This is a genomic window from Brevibacillus brevis NBRC 100599 (assembly GCF_000010165.1).
GTDB classification, from domain to species: domain Bacteria; phylum Bacillota; class Bacilli; order Brevibacillales; family Brevibacillaceae; genus Brevibacillus; species Brevibacillus brevis_D.
The window spans coordinates 632,622-650,402 of record NC_012491.1 but is presented as its reverse complement, the minus strand read 5'-3'; the positions used below and the strand labels follow the sequence as shown (position 1 = coordinate 650,402).

Annotated in this window: 16 protein-coding genes and 1 pseudogene; 5 read left to right on the top strand and 12 right to left on the bottom strand. The window is 48.0% G+C overall.

The window, feature by feature from the left end; translation table 11 throughout:
• Positions 1-7: 7 nt before the first annotated feature.
• The 4 genes from BBR47_RS03525 to BBR47_RS03510 are packed head-to-tail and all read right to left on the bottom strand — an operon-like array spanning position 8 to position 3,872.
• Positions 8-808 carry an ABC transporter permease gene (locus BBR47_RS03525; RefSeq protein WP_012684369.1) on the bottom strand — a complete coding sequence of 267 codons (801 nt, stop codon included), beginning with the start codon at positions 806-808 and terminating at the stop codon, positions 8-10.
• The gene (locus tag BBR47_RS03520) at positions 805-1,647 is read right to left on the bottom strand and encodes an ABC transporter permease (RefSeq protein ID WP_012684368.1); all 843 of its coding nucleotides are present in this window, start codon (positions 1,645-1,647) and stop codon (positions 805-807) included. Before BBR47_RS03520 ends, BBR47_RS03525 begins: the two co-directional genes overlap by 4 nt.
• A 3-nt stretch (positions 1,648-1,650) precedes the next feature.
• Positions 1,651-2,745, bottom strand: coding sequence for an ABC transporter ATP-binding protein (locus BBR47_RS03515; protein WP_041749223.1), 1,095 nt, complete (start codon positions 2,743-2,745; stop codon positions 1,651-1,653).
• An 8-nt stretch (positions 2,746-2,753) separates the two neighbouring features.
• On the bottom strand, positions 2,754-3,872 hold the full coding sequence (locus BBR47_RS03510; RefSeq protein WP_012684366.1) for an ABC transporter substrate-binding protein: 1,119 nt from the start codon (positions 3,870-3,872) through the stop codon (positions 2,754-2,756).
• A 230-nt stretch (positions 3,873-4,102) separates the two neighbouring features.
• Here BBR47_RS03510 and BBR47_RS03505 point away from each other — a divergent pair, with 230 nt between their 5' ends.
• The 4 genes from BBR47_RS03505 (at position 4,103) to BBR47_RS03490 (ending at position 6,844) form a co-directional block, all read left to right on the top strand.
• On the top strand, positions 4,103-4,864 hold the full coding sequence (locus BBR47_RS03505; protein WP_012684365.1) for an IclR family transcriptional regulator: 762 nt from the start codon (positions 4,103-4,105) through the stop codon (positions 4,862-4,864).
• A gap of 235 nt (positions 4,865-5,099) precedes the next feature.
• Positions 5,100-5,639 (top strand): hypothetical protein, encoded by a 540-nt coding sequence (locus tag BBR47_RS03500; RefSeq protein ID WP_012684364.1) that lies wholly within the window; start codon positions 5,100-5,102, stop codon positions 5,637-5,639.
• A 318-nt stretch (positions 5,640-5,957) separates the two neighbouring features.
• Positions 5,958-6,221: a hypothetical protein gene (locus tag BBR47_RS03495; RefSeq protein ID WP_012684363.1), complete on the top strand. Its 264-nt coding sequence runs from the start codon at positions 5,958-5,960 to the stop codon at positions 6,219-6,221.
• A 74-nt stretch (positions 6,222-6,295) separates the two neighbouring features.
• Positions 6,296-6,844, top strand: coding sequence for a DUF4367 domain-containing protein (locus BBR47_RS03490; protein WP_012684362.1), 549 nt, complete (start codon positions 6,296-6,298; stop codon positions 6,842-6,844).
• A gap of 247 nt (positions 6,845-7,091) precedes the next feature.
• On the opposite strand, the gene BBR47_RS03485 is transcribed toward BBR47_RS03490, so the two are convergent.
• Complete coding sequence (locus BBR47_RS03485) at positions 7,092-8,444, bottom strand: P1 family peptidase (protein WP_012684361.1); 1,353 nt, start codon at positions 8,442-8,444, stop codon at positions 7,092-7,094.
• Positions 8,445-8,730: 286 nt separating this feature from the next.
• On the opposite strand from BBR47_RS03485, the pseudogene BBR47_RS30020 reads away from it, so the two are divergent.
• Positions 8,731-8,865, top strand: a pseudogene (locus tag BBR47_RS30020) (BBE domain-containing protein); the annotation flags it as partial.
• 49 nt (positions 8,866-8,914) lie between these two features.
• Here BBR47_RS30020 and BBR47_RS03480 read toward each other — a convergent pair.
• The 7 genes from BBR47_RS03480 to BBR47_RS03450 all read right to left on the bottom strand — a co-directional run bounded on the left by BBR47_RS03480 (position 8,915) and on the right by BBR47_RS03450 (position 17,602).
• Positions 8,915-10,375, bottom strand: a complete 1,461-nt coding sequence (locus BBR47_RS03480; protein ID WP_012684360.1) for a PLP-dependent aminotransferase family protein — start codon at positions 10,373-10,375, stop codon at positions 8,915-8,917.
• Positions 10,376-10,457: 82 nt separating this feature from the next.
• Complete coding sequence (locus tag BBR47_RS03475) at positions 10,458-11,165, bottom strand: ABC transporter ATP-binding protein (protein ID WP_007717358.1); 708 nt, start codon at positions 11,163-11,165, stop codon at positions 10,458-10,460.
• A 14-nt stretch (positions 11,166-11,179) separates the two neighbouring features.
• Entirely contained in the window at positions 11,180-11,956 is a 777-nt protein-coding gene (locus BBR47_RS03470) for an ABC transporter ATP-binding protein (RefSeq protein ID WP_012684359.1), read from the bottom strand.
• Positions 11,957-11,977: 21 nt separating this feature from the next.
• Complete coding sequence (locus tag BBR47_RS03465) at positions 11,978-13,261, bottom strand: branched-chain amino acid ABC transporter permease (RefSeq protein ID WP_012684358.1); 1,284 nt, start codon at positions 13,259-13,261, stop codon at positions 11,978-11,980.
• A gap of 9 nt (positions 13,262-13,270) precedes the next feature.
• Positions 13,271-14,317 carry a branched-chain amino acid ABC transporter permease gene (locus BBR47_RS03460; protein WP_012684357.1) on the bottom strand — a complete coding sequence of 349 codons (1,047 nt, stop codon included), beginning with the start codon at positions 14,315-14,317 and terminating at the stop codon, positions 13,271-13,273.
• 61 nt (positions 14,318-14,378) lie between these two features.
• The gene (locus BBR47_RS03455) at positions 14,379-15,608 is read right to left on the bottom strand and encodes a branched-chain amino acid ABC transporter substrate-binding protein (RefSeq protein WP_012684356.1); all 1,230 of its coding nucleotides are present in this window, start codon (positions 15,606-15,608) and stop codon (positions 14,379-14,381) included.
• A gap of 236 nt (positions 15,609-15,844) precedes the next feature.
• On the bottom strand, positions 15,845-17,602 hold the full coding sequence (locus BBR47_RS03450) for an adenine deaminase C-terminal domain-containing protein (RefSeq protein WP_012684355.1): 1,758 nt from the start codon (positions 17,600-17,602) through the stop codon (positions 15,845-15,847).
• Positions 17,603-17,781 lie beyond the last annotated feature (179 nt).

Here is a 17,781-nt window from a genome sequence, read left to right as displayed (position 1 = left end):
CTCTTCCTTAATGAGATTGTGAATTGAGTCCGAACAGGCGCTCTAGTCCGTACACTTTTTCCAACAAGACGATGAACACCAGACTCAGCAGGATGACCACGGAGGATATCGAAGCCACCAACGGGTCAAGTGTCTCCTGCATATAGGTGAAAATCGCGAGTGGCAGCGTCGTCGTATCCGGTGCCACCAAGAATAAGGAAACCGTGACATTGTCAAACGACGTCAAGAACGAAAAGATCATCCCCGACACGATGGCCGGACGCAACAGTGGCAACGTAATATCCCAGAACACCCGAAACGGATGGGCCCCCAGCATGTATCCCGCTTTTTCCAGCGTATAATCGAACGAGCTAAGCCCTGTGAGCACCAGCCTAACGACATACGGAATCGAGATCAGCATGTGCGCCAGCAAAAGTCCTGTAAACGTCCCCGCGATACCAATTCTCGTGAAAAACAGCAGCGCGGAAATCCCGATAATGAGTGAAGGAACGGTAAGCGGTGAAAGCATTAGTGCGTTGATGATGCCGCTCCCACGAAACTTGTATTTGGACAGCGCGAATGCAGCCAATGTCCCTAAGAAAGTCGCCAAAATCGCCGTTACCGTAGCTAGCTTTAGACTGATCCACAGCGAATCGATGAATTCGGGCCGATCCAAAATCATTTCATACCACTGCCACGAAAATCCTTCGGGCGGAAAAGCGAGGTATCCGGCTGCCGTAAAGGAGCTCGGGATAATGACCAGAAACGGCAGATTGACCAAAACAAGCACAAAGAACGTGATGAGTCCGAGTACGTTTATTTTTTTCATGACGCAAACACCTCTTTATACCGCTTGGTTTCAATCAGCTTTGTATACAAAGTCACCAATAGAATCGTGCTTCCCAAAAGCAGGAAGGCAAGTGCCGCGCCCAAAGGCCAGTTCAATGTCGCCATGATTTGCTCATAGGCAATGACAGGCAAGACCTTCACGGAAGTGCCGCCCATTAAGGCTGGTGTCACAAAAGCACTCATCGACAAGCTGAACACCAGTGTCGTACCAGCAATAATCCCCGGCAAACACAAGGGCAATGTCACACTGAAAAACGTGCGTACGCGGGAAGCCCCCAAAATCGATGCCGCCTTATTCAGGGACGGATCGATGGCATACAAGCTGGTTGCAATCGCCAGAACCATGTAGGCAACGAAGGAATCCGTCAGACCGATCACAATACCGAGCTCGTTGTACAACAGCCGCAACGGTTGATCGATCAGCCCCAGACTGATCAACGTCTCATTGATCCACCCTTTTTCCCCCAAAACCACTACCCAACCGAAGTTGCGAATAACAACACTGATGAGGTGAGGGGCCAGGATCAGCATCGTGACGATTCCACGCATTTTCCCTGTAGCCTGCGCCATGTACATCGCTACAGGAAATCCGAGCAAGAGACTTACCAGTACCGTCCAGAGACTCACGCGAATCGTCCGCCAAAGAATCTCCAAGTAGTACGGATCTTGTATAAATAATGAATAATTGTGCAAAGAGAACGCCTGATTCTCATCCTGAAAGCTGAGCAAAAGCATCATCAGCATCGGGAGGATGAATACGCCAAGCAGCAAAATCATCGCAGGTGCTGTCAACAATGTAACCGAGAGACGCTTGCTCATCCGTCATCCCCTTCCTGCGGGCATGACCAGTACGTCGTCCGCGTTCCATTGACAGTAAACCGTTTGACCTTCTTGGCGGTCCACCGAACTATCGGTCATTTGGACTTTTGCCGAGAGCGTATGCTCCCCGACCTTGACCTCACATTCTGTGTACGAGCCCAGGAAGGAGGCAAGCTGCAAATATCCTTTTACCCGATTCGCTTCCTCACTGACTGCTGTATCGGTCAGCTTGATTTTCTCTGGTCGGATAAAAATGATCACTTTTTCATGGAGTGCCACGGTTCGCTGTTGCTTTGCCGCCTTCACGAGCATTCCACCAGTCGTCCGCAGCGTGAGTACATCCCCGTCCATTCCAATGACTTCCCCTTCCAAACGGTTCGTCTTACCGATGAAGGTATGTACGAATTCAGAAGCGGGCTGATTGTAAATCTCCAGCGGTGTACCGATTTGCTCCACGAATCCGTGATTCATGACCACGATGCGATCAGAAAGCGCTAGCGCCTCTTCTTGATCATGGGTAACGAAAATAGTCGTAACGCCGATTTCGTGATGTAAGCGCTTTAACTCATCGCGAAGCTCTTCCCGAAGTTTGGCATCCAAGTTACTGAGCGGCTCATCCAACAGCAGGAGCGACGGCTCAATAACAAGCGCCCGTGCAATCGCAATCCGCTGGCGTTGTCCGCCGGAGAGTTGTTTCGGATAGCGGTCTGCTACGTTTGGCAGCTTGACCAGCCCGAGTACACGATTCACACGCTCTTGCATTTCTTGCTTGTTCACTTTGCGCAATTTCAAGCCGTAGGCGATGTTTTCCGCCACAGTCATATGGGGAAACAACGAGTACGTCTGAAAAACCATGCCCAGCTCCCGTTTGTACGGAGGCACGCCATTCATTCTCTGCCCTTTGATCAAAAGGTCCCCGCCATCCGGGTCCAAAAAACCGGCAATCATATTCAAGGTCGTGGTCTTACCGCAACCAGATGGGCCGAGGAATGAAATGAATTCGCCTTGCTCCACCTGCAGGTTGAAGTTTTGAACCACGACATTGCTTTGAAATTTTTTCATGATGCCGCGCAGTTCAACATCAATCACCTTGGTCACGTGAATACCTACTTTCCTGTTTTAGGTGCGATTTCTTTGTTAAAGCGATCCAGCCAAGCAGATGTTTCCTTGCTCACTACGCTATAGTCGAAGTTGACAACCTTTGTACGATCGAATTCCAATGTTTTTGCTACATCGTCTGGCAGCTTCACAGAGGTTGCCGGATTGTAGTACAGCTTCGTTGCGTACATCGTTTGAATTTCATCTGTCAAAAGGAAATCGACGAATGCTTTTGCCGCTTTTGGACTCTTCGAACCTTTTACCAGCGTAGCTACGTTCGGTACGATGTTTCCGCCCTCTTCAGGGAAAACGAACTCCAATGGTACGCCTGCTTCTTTTTGTGTCAAGCTACGCGCCATTGTCCAAGTGGTGTACGCTGAGCTTTTGTTTTGCAGATTTTGCTGAAGCTGTGCAGCACTCTTCGCAAAGGTCGGCATGTATCCTGCAATCGTTTCCATTTTCTTAAAGCCTTGTTCGATGTCTTTCTCAGACCCGCCATTTGCGTACGCCAGCATGATCATCGTTGAGCGTCCAAAGTTGCTCGCTACGTCTGTCATCGTGATGTAGCCTTTCACTTCAGGCTTCGCCAGGTCATTCCAGGACTTCGGTACAGGCAAGCCTTTTTCTTTTACCAGATCCGCATTATAGGAAATCCCCATCGGCGTGAAGTTTACAACTACACCGCTATCCTCTGTCACACGCAAATCTTCCGGTACGTTTTTCATGTTCGGGATATCTGTTGCGGATACAGTTTCCCACAAGCCTTCTTGACGTCCCTTCTCTTGTTCGCCGCCTTCAACGATTGTCAGGTCGATTTGCGGTGCATTTTTCTGAGCCTTAACCTTCGCTACAATCTCCGTGGAAACACCAGAAACATAGGTCAGCTTTACATTCGGATACTTCTCGTTAAACTTCTTGAAGACTTCATCCTTCATCATCTTTTCAACGGTCGCGCCGTTTCCTGCTACTACCAGTGTGTCTTCCAGCTGAGCTTGTGCTTCGGTGCCGCTATTGTTGCCAGCAGCCGGTGCAGGAGCAGATGTTTGCGGCGTGGAGGAGCCACATCCAGCCAGCAAGGAACCAGTCAAAGCGAAAATGGACAGGACGGATAATGCCTTTTTCTTCATGTAAGTTCGACCCCCGATTGTCTATATTGTTCACGAATAGAGAACGACGTTTCCTATTCGAGAACGATAATGCTATACTAGCATAAAGATACTGACTATTCAAGGTAGTCGTACTAGAAGCACCATTGCTCCAATTACAGGCTTGTCAGCATTCTTTCTAATGGTAAAATTACTTCAATCGAGACTCTTCTTTGATAGAAGAGCTACTGTACGTTAAAGGAGACGTTTGTATGGACCAAGTATTGTCTTCTGTTCGAAATGGCTGTCGGCTGTTAAAAATATTTCTCGATTCGCCAAAGGAACTCGGGGTAACGGAGCTCAGCAAAAAACTCCAGCTGTCCAAGGGAGCCGTTCACAAGCTCCTGTCCACACTGGAGTCTGAAGGCTTTATCCGCCAAAATGAAAAAACCAAGCAGTATACGCTTGGCTACACGCTTTTGGAGCTGGGCACTAAGGTACTCACGAATCACGATATCGTTGATTTTTCCAAACCGTTCTTAGACCAGCTTGTCTCACGGACAAACGAATTGGCGGTCTTATGTGTACAAGATTCTAAGGACGCGATCTATGTAGCAAAAGAGGATTCGCTTCATCCTGTTCGCTTTACCGTAGAATCCTTTCGGCGTTTTCCTCTTTACTCTACCTCTGCTGCAAGGGTTTTGCTGGCCTATCAGCCAGAGGAGTTTCAGGATGAGATTTTGCAGGAACATCCGCTGAAAAGCTACACACCTCATTCGTACACGTCTGTTGAGCAAATTAAAGAGGACTTGGTGACGATCCGCCGGCGAGGCTATGAAATCAGCTCGAATCGACGCAATACAGGCGTGACCGGAATCGCTGCCCCGATTTTTGATTCAACTGGGCACGTAACTGCATCTGTCAGTGTGATCGGTCCCTCCGACCGCGTGATGCCGAAACAAGAAGAGATTTTACAAGAAACGCTAGCGACGGTACGTGCGATGTCAGCTCAGTTAGGGTACCGAATGTCTTGAAATCCGTTTAAGATGCCATGAAAAAACCTCCTGTTCATCAGTCTGCTCTGATGACAGGAGGCTACTCTTCATGCTGACTCACTTGTTTTGCTAATGATAACGGCTCAATTCGTTCACTTTTATTTCACTCGATATAGTTATGTTAAATTTTTCTTCTTGAGGCGAAACGGTTTTGTTATTTTTTCGTCTACTACTTGTGAATAGTATTTCGTGTACAGAAAGGAAATGACACCCTATGAGAAAAACATATTTGCTGCTTTCTTCTTTGTTATTCTGTTCATTGTTTGTTACTGACGCTCATGCAGCTTCACAGCAAGGAACGGTTGCGCCTGTTCCTCCCCAAGTAATTGTTCCAACAAGTAGCAAGGATAAACAAGGAAATACCCTTGAAAAATCAATGGCCTATGTGAAAACGTTACAAGTAAAAAATGGAAAGCTCCTCGTCTCACTTGACTATGTTCAATGGTTTTTTGGTGAGGCAGCAGTAAAAGCTTATCGTCAAGATCATCCATCGGAAAAAGAGGACTATCCGATGCCATATTACATTCGTAATAGCAGTCCTAAAATTAGAACGTTTGAAGTTTCTCCAAAGGCTTCCTTTACTCTTCAAACCAACTCTACACAAAAAGATGGGAATTTCCATTGGAATGAAGCAGTAAACACCGATACTTTTAAAAAGTTCGTGCTTTCTAAGGGAATTCCTTATCAGATACCATTCCACGTTGAAGTAAAGAATGGCATCATCACAAAAGTTACAGAACAGTACGTCCCTTAATTATTAGCAGCACTCCCTTTTTGGGATGCTGCTTTTCATTTTTTCTCTTTTGTTTAACTGGGATAGTTCAATCGCCATTTTATAATCAATTGGGACACTATTCACGATTCTTTTCTTTCCTTATCATTTCGAATAATTCTTGCTCAGTTAAATAAGTAGTATTTTCATACTCCCATCTAAAATATGGTCTAAGCATTGCCGCTAATTCTTCCCATGTTTCAGCTTGGTTCAACGTGTGGTTTGTTAAATCAACTGTTCATCCTTTTGCAGGATTTTCCAATAAACTGTAGTATTCGCTTGTTTAAAGGAGTTGATCTAATGACCGAGGTAAAGAAGATCGCTTATAAGAAATTAATTCATCAGGCTTTCCTAGACCTAAAAAACAGTGGTACTTTTGACGAGGCTACCTTTTATAGAAATTTCCGTATAGTCCATGCTTTCCATACTCTCACAGAGTTTATCGTTATAGATTTTGTTGGCTTCAATGAAGATGAATTTTGGGCTAGAGTCGACGCATTAGCCTCTCAATTTGATTTGCACCATTACAGAAAAATCTTCGATGAAGCCGTTATGGAAAGGTAGATTCCCATGATTTATGACAGATTATCTTATAAGCCATAAGATTTTTTTAAATAAGTTGAGCGGGAGGATGAAAAATGAAAAAAGGTGTAATTATTACGAGTGTATTTGCTTTGATGACAATAATTCCATCTGCTTGCGCTATGTTTAGTGGGGGACAGCATACTGAAGTGTCAGATCATCATACTGTTTCGAAGCCAGAAGTTATTCCACTACAAAATTTAAGTAAACATGGTTTCGCAGCTAGTTTAGATGCTGATGCTCCTCTTGAGCTGCCAGATGGCTATAAATTAAGTGAAGCTATTTATAATGAACCACCCAAAAAGTTTGGCAATGGTGTAGCTCCAAATGTTGAGAAGCAAAAAGAAATTGTTTTGAAATATGTAAATGAAAATAATAACGAAGACTGGTTTGAACATACGGTTAAAAAAGGTCGGATTTCTATTGGTGACGAAGGGGTAAAACCCATTGAGATCCAAGGAGTGGAAGGCGAAATTTTAGAAATTCCGGATCAAAAAGTAATTGTTTTAAGCTGGCATAAGGATGGAGTAAGTCATTATATTTTGTCCAAAGGCGATTTAGGGAAAGATGATTTGATGAAAGTAGCAGAATCGGTAAGAAACTGAGGTTTAGGAAAGGCGTTCCCTATTTTGTGATTCGGAAAAAGCCCTTCAAAATGAAAGGACTTTTTCCATTCTTCGTCCTAGTTTAAAATTGCTGCTAACACAATCAGGATTTTCAAAACTTTTTATATCATTTTCCCTCTCCGCCACCGTTCACCACTTCTATCACAACTGCCGCACATCCTTTTTTAAGTGATAAGACGAGGAGAGAAACCCGAGGAAACTGGCAATAAGGCCCCTGCAAAATCATTCACTTTCCACCATGCCGAGGACGTATACTATTAGCTGCCTTAACCCCTCTAATAATAGCCTCTTCTAATACTACGGCCGCTGTAGTGCCAATTGCCGTCACAGCGCTATCCCCTGTCAAACCGCTCGTATCTGTACCAGTAGCAAGGCAAAAGACAGTGTCCCCGTCGGATTGGATGTGAACGGGCGAGATGGCTCTTGCCATTCCATCATGGGCGAGTGTCGCTACACGGCCCGCCTCTGCCTTGGTTAGCCGCCCTGTGGTCGCTACCACAGCAATGGTCGTGTTCCTGCTCCCACTGGTTCCTGGGGGTATCCCTTCAAGAATCGCCCGGGTCTGGTTCACGAACGTACCATTTGGCCGCAGCGCCCCAGCAATGATGTGATCTTGATCCCAAATGTCTCCAACGGCGTTTACCACCGCCAATGCCGCTACAACAGGCCCACCGGGGATTTTCCAAGAGGCAGTTCCTACCCCGCCCTTCATCGGGGTGCCATAGATCTTGCCGACGGTCGCACCCGCGCCGGCTCCTACACTTCCTTCCTCAACTGGCCCGGAATTCGCTTCTTCACTGGCGATATAGCCCATCTCTGCATCGGGCCTACGGGCGCCTTTCGCGTAGATCAGATCAAAGATGACTGCTCCGGGAACAGTTGGAAGAGGTCCTGCCTCCGTTGGCGCACCAATTCCATTTTGGGCCAGCCAGTTCATGACTCCAGATGCTGCTGCCAGACCGAAGTTACTGCCACCCGTAAGAAGGACACCCTGTACCACATCCGTTGCTGTGCCTGGTCGGATGGCATCCGTTTGTATCGTTCCTGGAAAACCTCCTCTTACATCAACGCCGGGGACAGCCCCACTGGGGCACAAAATCACTGTGCAACCGGTTCGTCCGCTTTCGTCCTCTGCATGTCCTACAAGGATGCCGGGAACGTCTGTAAGTCCTCCCTCCAGTATGCTTCTTTTTTGACCGATCAGGCGGTCAGGACTTGGACCAATTGGTTGAGTAAGGATCCTTCGACTCCCCTTGTTTACCATCTCTCTCCGATGCATTTCACTTATATCAATCACCATAGCTCCCTTGTAATTTGGCACCCTTTTGTCATATGGATGGCCGGGACGCCTATACCGTACAGGGACATGATGGTGGCGTGCCCAACGGACAGCATTGACGATGTCCTGTTTCTTCTGAGCATAGACGATCACCTTGGGAAAGCTGTTGAAACATCCTCGCCTGCCATGGTACGGCGCATTCCCTGGCAAAACGATTCGCCCTGTCAGCTTGGGGGATGCTTTTTTCCTAACACTACTATGCGTACTTGCTTTGCGGCTTGATCGCTTTTCTCCTCCCATTCCTCCCACCTCCGAATGAATCATGATGGCCATGCAACACACGTAAAAAGCTTCACCGATGGCATAAGACTAATAAATGGTATGTTCGCCCGTATCGACATGTGAATAGGCAAAACAACCACATTCATTCCATCCAAAAACAGAATTAGACGAATGGAACCCGTCATTCACCCACACACTTTGCATTGGTCTAACATCCTTTGTAATACAGTGATCCTCTTGGTTGTTTATAAGGTCATGCTAGGTTTTTGGAAGCTGTCAAAACAAGGATTGCGGTTTCGCAAACCTTAATACCCCCGACCTTTTTATTAAGAACTGGCAGAAGGCATACTTCGGAGAAAATTTCGATCGATTAACGCAGGTGAAGGCTCGTTACGACCCCTTCAATTTTCCAAAGAGTATTCCGCCAGCCAAACGCTAAAGGACTATAAAAAACGGCACTCAAATCATACTGAGTGCCGTTGTGGATTTTAAAATACCTGGCCCATATCTTTGTGCAAATAAGGCTCCCATGCACGTTTCAACAGACGAATGCCATCCTCAATCTCCTTGATGGTCTGCCCCCCAAAGCCGAACTGGAAAGCCGGCAGTCCATTTTCCTGTGGATGAATCCATTTATGTGCGGTTGGATAAACACGTACACCTGATGCAGCCGCAAATTGGGTCAACTGTTGCGGAGTACTCTCACTTTTCACTTCTACCGTCACAGACAGTCCGGCATCCTGACCCTTGATCCGGATGTACGCCCCCAGCTGTTCCTGCAAGCACTGAAGCAACACCCCATGCTTTTTGCGGTAAAGCGTCCGCATCTTGCGAATATGCCGCTCCCAATCGCCATTTTTCATGAACAGGGCCAGCGTCTCCTGATGAATACGCGATGCCGACTGGTCAAAATCCGCCAATTTCTCTTGAAACACCGCCAATAACGCTTGCGGCAAAACCATATAGCTCATCCGAATCGACGGCAGCAACGCCTTGGAAAACGTCCCCAAATAGATAACGCGTCCTTGCGTATCTAGCCCCTGAAGGGAAGGAATTGGCTTGCCATGATAGCGAAACTCCCCATCGTAGTCGTCCTCTATGATGTAGCTTCCCGTCTGATTCGCCCAGTGGAGCAGCTTTAGCCGTTTGGCATACGGCATGACTATTCCGGAAGGGTCCTGATGAGAGGGGGTGATATAAACCAGCCGCGCTCCACTCTCACTGAGCGCTTCCACATCAATCCCATCCTCTGTCAGTCTGATCGGGCGCACATCATAGCCCAAATGGGAAAATACGGTACGAACACCGTGATAGCCCGGCTCCTCCATCGCTACAGCCTGTCCCCGTGTCCCGAATAGGAACCCCAATAAGCTGATGATCACCTGCGTCCCCGCACCGATCACAATTTGTTCCGGCGTAGCTTGCACACCCCGAGCTCGTCCGAGATAGCGTGCGAGCTCCTCCCGCAGCTGCGGCTCTCCTTGTCGGTCGCCGTAGTAGAGCACGTGCTTGTTCTCTTCCTGCATGCATTGGTTGGTGTACTTGCGCCAACGGTCAAAAGGAAAATGCTCGGCATCTACGCGCGCTTGGTGAAAATCATATTGGATCGGAACTGCTGAGGGTGTAGATGGAGTTATTTGGACGTAAGCCGTTTTAGCTGGTTGCTGCCCTTTCCCTGTAGGCACAGGCACTGGCCCATCCCAATCCACATCGACCACATAAAATCCGCTGCGCTCCCGACTCTCGATGTAGCCTTCTGCCATGAGCTGGTGATAGGCACTCTCGACAGTCGTTTTACTCACTTGCAAAAATCCGCTCAAGGCCCGAACAGAAGGCAGACGCGTCCCAGAGATTAAGCGCCTCCCTTGGATTTCTGTACAAAAATAGCGATAAAGCTGTAGATAGAGAGGCTCGCTCCCTTCTACAAAGCGGGGACTAATATCTAGCAAGCCACATCCTCCTCGCTGAATAAATGAAAAACCGACGGGAGCAAAAATCCCCATCGGTACTCACGTTTCTATTACACCACTATTACGCCAAATACGCCTCTCTTACCTGCGGATTCATCAATAATGTCTGGGCATCGTCTTGCAAAATAATTTCGCCTGTCTGAATCACATAACCGCGATGGGCGACAGACAACGCCTGATTCGCATTTTGCTCGACCAAGAGAATCGTCATGCCTTCCTTGTTCAGCTCCGTAACGATGTCAAAAATCTGCTCCACCAGAATCGGCGCCAATCCCATCGACGGTTCATCTAGCATGAGAATTTTTGGCTTCATCATGAGTCCACGAGCAATCGCCAGCATTTGCTGCTCGCCACCGGACATCGTACCGCCTTTTTGACTAACCCGTTCCTTCAGTCGCGGAAAGTAAGCAAAGGCACGCTCGATGCCTTCTTCAATCACCTTTTTGTCGGATACACTGAAGGCACCCATCTCCAAATTTTCGCGTACGGTCAGCTTTGGAAAAATACGGCGGCCTTCCGGAACGTGGGCGATTCCTGCTAAGGCAATATCATGTGTACGCATCTGCGTAATGTCCTTGCCATTAAAGATGACTTTTCCTTCTTTGGCACGGGTCTGTGCACAGATCGTTTTCAGCGTGGTCGATTTACCTGCCCCGTTGGAACCGATCAGCGTCACCACTTCGCCTTCGTTTACCGTTATGCTCAATCCTTTTAATGCGTGGATGCCGCCGTAATACGTATGAACGTTAGTCAGCTCTAGCAATGCCATCGATTTTCCTCCTTCTACGACACGTCCGACGCACTTTTTCCGAGATAGGCCTCAATGACGTTAGGGTTGTTTCGGATTTGTTCAGGTGTTCCTTCTGCAATTTTTCTCCCGTAATCCAACACGTGAATGTATTCGCTAAGTCCCATGACCAGCTTCATGTCATGCTCAATCAAGATAATCGTCAAATCCAGCTCTTTTTTCAGCCGACGAATAAAATCCGTCATCTCGACCGTTTCGCGAGGGTTCATCCCTGCCGCTGGTTCATCGAGCAAAATAATTTGCGGATTGGTCGCCATCGCCCGGGCGATTTCCAAGCGTCGTTGCAACCCGTAAGGCAGACTCCCTGCCGCTTCATTGGCAATATGCGAGATCCCGACATACTCCATGAGCTGATAAGCCTCGACGCGCGTCCGCTCTTCCTCCTGGCGTACACGTTTGGAGTTGAACAAGATTCCAAGAATTCCAGCCGATAAGCGGCTATGCACACCCACCATGACATTTTCCAAAGCCGTCATTTCTTTGAACAGACGAATGTTTTGAAAGGTACGGGTGATACCGCGACTCGCGATCTGATCGGGACGAAGCTTCTTGATGCTTTTGCCATTCAGCAGAATTTCTCCCTCGTCTGGCTCGTAAAATCCGGTAATCATATTGAAAAAAGTCGTTTTTCCGGCTCCATTCGGCCCGATTACCGCCGTAATGGTTCCTTTTTCGATGTCAATCGAGACGTCTTGATTGGCTACCAAGCCACCAAAGCGCTTCGTCAAATTTTTTGCCTCTAACAATGCCATGCTCATTTCCCTCCTCGTCCGCTATGACTGTTTTCCAGAAGTCAATTGGGACAGTCTGCCGAGAATCCCCAGCTTTTCTTTGCCAAACTCGCTCTTTTTGATTGCATCGAGATCGTTTTTCTTCCGTTTGGCCGGAATCAATCCGTTAGGGCGATACAAGGCTACGAGAATGAGCATGATTCCGAAAATGAGGCGCTGGAACTTGGATGGGTCCAGCTGGTTCGGCAAACTGATGATCCCCGAGTTTTGCAGACTGTGCAGGAAGTTGGAGAATTCTTTTAACAGCTGTACCTGCAAGATTGTCACAAATGCGGCTCCAAGCACAACGCCTGGAATGCTACCGCTACCCCCCAGAATAACCATCACCAATATCCCGATGGATTCCATCAGCGTAAAGGAAGTCGGATCGATAAACGTCTGCTTGGCCGCAAAGATAACTCCCACGACACCTGCGAAGGAAGCACCCAATGCAAATGCAGCCAGCTTGGTATTCAACAAGGAAATCCCCATCGACTGGGCAGCCAGCTCATCCTCACGTACCGCAATCCATGCACGTCCCAAACGGGAATGCTCAAAGCGTATATTCGCCAATACGATAAAGGCAATCACAAACAATACGATGAAGTAAAAGTAAAACGGCGTCCCCATTTTGATCCCAAACAGCTCAGGAGACGGAATCGGCGTGATTCCCTGCGGACCGTTGGTGATGTTGATGGGCTTGTCCAGGTTGTTGAAGACAATGCGAATGATTTCACCGAAGCCCAAGGTCACGATCGCGAGATAATCGCCTTTTACTCTGAGAACTGGCAATCCTAGCAATATTCCGAAAACAGCAGCCACAATCAAGCCGACTATGAGAAATGGCCAAAACCACTCACCGGAGAGCGGGAACAGATTCCCTGCAATAAACTCATTCGCTTGCGAGGTCGAGAAAATCGCGTACGCATACGCCCCAGCAGCAAAAAACGCGACATAACCCAAGTCAAGCAAACCAGCAAAGCCTACTACGATATTCAAGCCCAAAGCCATCGCTACGTAAATGCCTACCTGTGAGGCTACCTCCATGTAGTAACGGTTTTCGCCGGCTACCAATGGAATGATCAGGAGGAGAACAATAGCGCCAATCGCCATTTTGATCGACTTGGTGGTATTCGTGTAATAGACAAGCACAATGGATGAAAGAATGCCGAGAAACGCGATCACTGATTTATCCATCAGGTACAATGCGGAAGAAAAGCCTACAATCCAGATCAACGTGAATACGAGCGGAATGCCTTTGAACGATTTCCAAGCGAGATTTGCCATTTATTTCACCTACACTTTCTCTTTTACAGCTTCGCCAAACAGTCCTTCTGGCTTGAAGAGAAGCACGAGAATTAAAATACTGAACGCGAATACGTCTTTGTACTCTGCACCAAAGGCTCCGTTGGTCAACGGCCCCATAAAGGCTCCGGACAAGGATTCCAGAAGACCGAGGAGTACGCCACCGATCATCGCACCACGCAGGTTCCCAATCCCGCCGAGTACGGCAGCTGTAAATGCTTTTAGACCGAGAATAAAACCGATATAAGGATCGATCGTCCCGTAGTTTTGCGCAAACAGAACGCCTGTCGCGCCACCCAGGCTGGAGCCAATCAAGAACGTAAGCATGATTACTTTGTTTACATTTATGGTCATCAGCGAAGCCGTACTCTGGTCCTGTGCGACGGCGCGCATGGCGATTCCCCACTTTGTTTTATTCACAAACAACGTCAAGGCAATCATCATGATGATCGCAATTACAATTACGATCAAACCTTTTGTTGGAATCGTAGCGATACTTCCTAATGGAATCGAGCCCGTAAAAAGAGCGGGACTGTTTAGATAAAACTCATTGCGAGCCAGTGCTTCTGTAAAACGTACGAGGTCTTGCAGCAAAAACGATACACCTATCGCCGAAATCAACGGCACAAGACGAGGTGCTCCACGCAATGGTCGATAGGCAATCCTCTCAATTCCTACCCCCAAGGCACCAGTTAATACCATGGCAATTATGAGTGTTATGAAAAGTGCGACAAATGGATTCATACCTTCAAGTGCCCCTAGCGCATCAGAGATCAACAATACCTCTGTACCGATAAAGGCTCCGACCATGAAAATGTCTCCATGGGCAAAGTTGATAATTTCCAAAATCCCGTAAACCATTGTGTAGCCTAAAGCCACGACTGCGTACATAAATCCAAGTGTCAATCCGTCAACCAACACCTGAGGCAAAATATTGATCATGCTTTCCCATCCCTCATTTCCCTTGTAGACTTGTACAAATTTTCTGCATTCACTTCGTTGACTGGACGTGTTTTCTCGTAAAAAAGGGGCCAACACTGGCGTGCAGCCCCCTATCCTGGTATGAGGCATGGGAGTGTGTGCGCGTTGTGTGGTGTGATTACTCGGCCTTGCCTACGAAAATAGATTTGTCCTTGGCAAACTTGTAAATGAATACGTCTGCATTTGTGTTGTCACCTTTTTCATCAAAGGTAACCTTGGTAAATTGACCCTGAAAATCTTTGGTTTTGTGGACTGCATCGAGGACTTGCTCGCGGGTTGGTTTTTTGCCTCCGTTCGCTTTGGCAGCTTCCAAGACACCATTAAGGATGACGTTCATGGAGTCGAAACCATAGACGGAATAGGTTTCCAGAGGCTTGTTTGTGGCTTTCTTGTACTCTTCAGCCCATTTTTTGCCCTCTTCGGTTTGCGTTACGTCCCCTGCTACTGACGTAAAGACTACCCCTTCGACGGCATTACCGGCTATTTTTATCATATCAGAAGAATCCAAGCCGTCGCCACCCATAAAATAACCCTTAAATCCTTTTTCACGAGCTTGCTTGATCAAAATTCCACCTTCTGGATACAGGCCCCCGAAAAAGATGATGTCCGGGTTTTTCACCGTTACCTGGTTAAGTACCGCGCTGTAGTCCTTTTCGCCCTGGGTGATTCCCTCGAAGCCAAGGATTTGGACCCCGTCCTTTTCGAATTGCATCTTCACTTGATCGCTCAGACCTTGGCCGTATGCTGTCTTATCATGGATAATATAGGCCGTTTTTACACCAAGTGTAGTTTTCGCATAAAGAGCAGCCTTTGGTCCTTGTGCGTCATCGCGAGCACAGATTCGATGGACGGTTTTCTTGCCTTCCTCCGTGAGCTTCACCCCTGTATTTGCCGGGGATACCATGACCAGCTTGCCTTCGTCGTACTTTACAGACGATGGAATGGCAACCCCTGTGTTATAATGCCCGACTACACCGTACACATCGGGATCAGAGATGAGCATCTCCGCATTTGATACCCCAATTTTCGGGTCGCCTTGATCATCCTGAGGGAAAAGCTGGAGATCAAATCCAAGTGCTTTAAATTCTTCCTTGCGCTTTTCGAGAGCGTAACCAGCCCCTGTCTTAATCGCATCTCCGATAGCAGAATTGCTCCCGGACAGAGGAGATTGTGTGGCAATTTTGATGAGACCACCCTCGGTTGTTCCTCCACCACTGTTGCCCGGAGCTGGCTGACTTTGCCCGCCGCTTGCGTTACTTCCTCCGCTTGAATTGCCTGCGCAACCTGTTAATGCCATACTCGCAGCCAATACCGCAGATAAAACCCCCACATAAGAACGCTTTTTCATTCAGAATGAATCCCCCTTCTATCATTCTTTGTTCTTGTTACCCAATCCATCCACCATGTTAGCCAGGTTGCGACTTTCAAAAACGATACTCTTCGGGGATAAAGATAGATAGGCTTGGTTGTTTTTATTTTAAAATAAATCTGATAATTTACAAGAAGTAAAATATATTTTATATTCATATATCATTGATTCACAAACGATCACGGGCGTTTGTGTGACCGTAAAAAAACACTCCCTCAAGGTAGAGGAAGTGCCGGAACGACGATTTGCCCACTCTTCACGTCGACAATGCCTGTTGCCGTTAGACGTGCATATGGCAAGTGGGTAGCCGTAAAAAACAAAAGCGAATAAATCGGATCGAGATGGACATGTCCTTTGGAACGGAGCTGATTTACCAAATTTTCACCCATGCTGATCACTTCCTCCATCGGTGCCGACGCGAATTTTCCAGCAAGAGGCAATGGGCATTCGCAAATGATTTTTCCTTGATCGATTAGGACGACTCCACCTTTTATTTCCCGAATACGCTCCAGTGCTTGCGCCATCGCTTGGGGATCGCGTCCGATTACGATCCAATCGCCAGAAGCTGAATAAGTGCTGGCTAGCCCTTCGAGATGCTCACCGAAGCCGTGAAGCACTGCCATTGTTCGGTTGCCTCCAGTTACATCAATAATGGCGATCAATGCCAACTGCGGATCATGCTGCAAGGATACGTACCCATCCTGATCAACAGGCATGTCCTCTAGCGACAGCCGCGTGATAACGGCATTCAGCATTTGTAGCACAGGGGTCTTGCCGTCCGCATCTGGCCGCAGGCGGAACCAATCAGAATGTGCCTGTTTTTTCAATGGATCTGCCAATCGTAACGAAGCTTCCTCCCATTGTGGCTGAACGGTTGGAACGAGCAGGGTTCCTTTTTCTGCCACCCGTTGTCCATTCGCAATCACGATGGATGGAGTCGGTTGATCCTTTGCCGTCAACAGCAGTATATCGGCGATTCGGCCCGGCGCAATTCCTCCGATCTCCGCGTCCAGCCCATAATAGACAGCCGGGTTCAGCGTCGCCATGACATACGCTTCTTCTGGCGGCATTCCCGCTTCCATAGCAACACGGAGCGTACTATCCATGAACCCGTCACGATGCATCGGCGGCGTGCTTCCATCCGATGTCAGCATCATCCGTGAAGACCACGGCACCCCCAACTCCAGCCAGCCCTTCACCAGCTCAGGTAGATCGGGGCGAATAGAGGAATGGCGCAGTGTCGCATACATCCCTAAACGGATGCGCGAGAGCAAATCAGCAGCATGGATAGCCTCATGACAAGCTGTTATGCCGGCTGCTGCGGCAATGTTCAATGTCTCGTATGACGCCCCCGGATGATGCCCCTCCATCCTTTTGCCCAAGTCCCTCGTATGCTTCAGACCAAAAAGCAGCGTCTCATCCTCTTGTAAAACACCGCCCCAATTCGTCAACTCCCCGCCCTGGATCACGCGTGGATGTTCCAGCATTCGCGCCAAATTTTCCTTCGTGAACGACGGATGAGCTTTCCCTGTCTGCGGATCGAGTCTGCCCCAGAAAAATTGCTTCACGGGATGTGCTGCCAAAGAATCCATGATCGCTGCCGTTTGCGAAAAAGGCAGTTGCATGAGCATTAACGTGTCCGACACCATACCAGTCGTACCCGTTTGCAAAGCAAAGTCAGCCAACGTATAAGGGTTATACCATTGAAACGGATGCGCGTGAGGCTCCATGTAACCCGGCACGAGATATTGTCCAGCCGCCTCTATGATCACGGTCTGGTCATCGACCAACGGCTCTTTTTCTCCTACATAAGCAATACGTTCTCCTGCCACTGCGACGTGATGCTCTTGCCATTCTTTTGTGTACACATTCAGAACGCTTGCGCCTTTTATCCAGAGGCTTGCCGGTGCCTGACGTCTGCTCACGCGAATCATGTTCAAGTAATCACGATCTGATATGGCTCGTACGCGCATCATTTCTTCTCTCCTCGCTGGTCTCCCGATGTTTTACAAAATGAACGATCGTTCATCGCCACTACAGCTTCTCCGCCCATCATTCATTCCCCTGCAAGCTTGGAAATGGTAGTAACAATTCCCACGGGTGTCTTGTCGCCCTTTATTACACACTAGGGAATAGACGTAATTGCGACAGG

Excerpts from the sequence above, each read along its gene's own strand:
- BBR47_RS03520 (WP_012684368.1), bottom strand. The coding sequence starts at position 1,647 with ATGAGCAAGCGTCTCTCGGTTACATTGTTGACAGCACCTGCGATGATT.
- BBR47_RS03505 (WP_012684365.1), top strand. The coding sequence starts at position 4,103 with ATGGACCAAGTATTGTCTTCTGTTCGAAATGGCTGTCGGCTGTTAAAA.
- BBR47_RS03450 (WP_012684355.1), bottom strand. The coding sequence starts at position 17,602 with ATGCGCGTACGAGCCATATCAGATCGTGATTACTTGAACATGATTCGC.
- BBR47_RS03470 (WP_012684359.1), bottom strand. The coding sequence starts at position 11,956 with ATGGCATTGTTAGAGGCAAAAAATTTGACGAAGCGCTTTGGTGGCTTG.
- BBR47_RS03495 (WP_012684363.1), top strand. The coding sequence starts at position 5,958 with ATGACCGAGGTAAAGAAGATCGCTTATAAGAAATTAATTCATCAGGCT.
- BBR47_RS03465 (WP_012684358.1), bottom strand. The coding sequence starts at position 13,261 with ATGGCAAATCTCGCTTGGAAATCGTTCAAAGGCATTCCGCTCGTATTC.
- BBR47_RS03490 (WP_012684362.1), top strand. The coding sequence starts at position 6,296 with ATGAAAAAAGGTGTAATTATTACGAGTGTATTTGCTTTGATGACAATA.
- BBR47_RS03510 (WP_012684366.1), bottom strand. The coding sequence starts at position 3,872 with ATGAAGAAAAAGGCATTATCCGTCCTGTCCATTTTCGCTTTGACTGGT.
- BBR47_RS03500 (WP_012684364.1), top strand. The coding sequence starts at position 5,100 with ATGAGAAAAACATATTTGCTGCTTTCTTCTTTGTTATTCTGTTCATTG.
- BBR47_RS03525 (WP_012684369.1), bottom strand. The coding sequence starts at position 808 with ATGAAAAAAATAAACGTACTCGGACTCATCACGTTCTTTGTGCTTGTT.
- BBR47_RS03485 (WP_012684361.1), bottom strand. The coding sequence starts at position 8,444 with ATGGGAGGAGAAAAGCGATCAAGCCGCAAAGCAAGTACGCATAGTAGT.
- BBR47_RS03475 (WP_007717358.1), bottom strand. The coding sequence starts at position 11,165 with ATGGCATTGCTAGAGCTGACTAACGTTCATACGTATTACGGCGGCATC.
- BBR47_RS03455 (WP_012684356.1), bottom strand. The coding sequence starts at position 15,608 with ATGAAAAAGCGTTCTTATGTGGGGGTTTTATCTGCGGTATTGGCTGCG.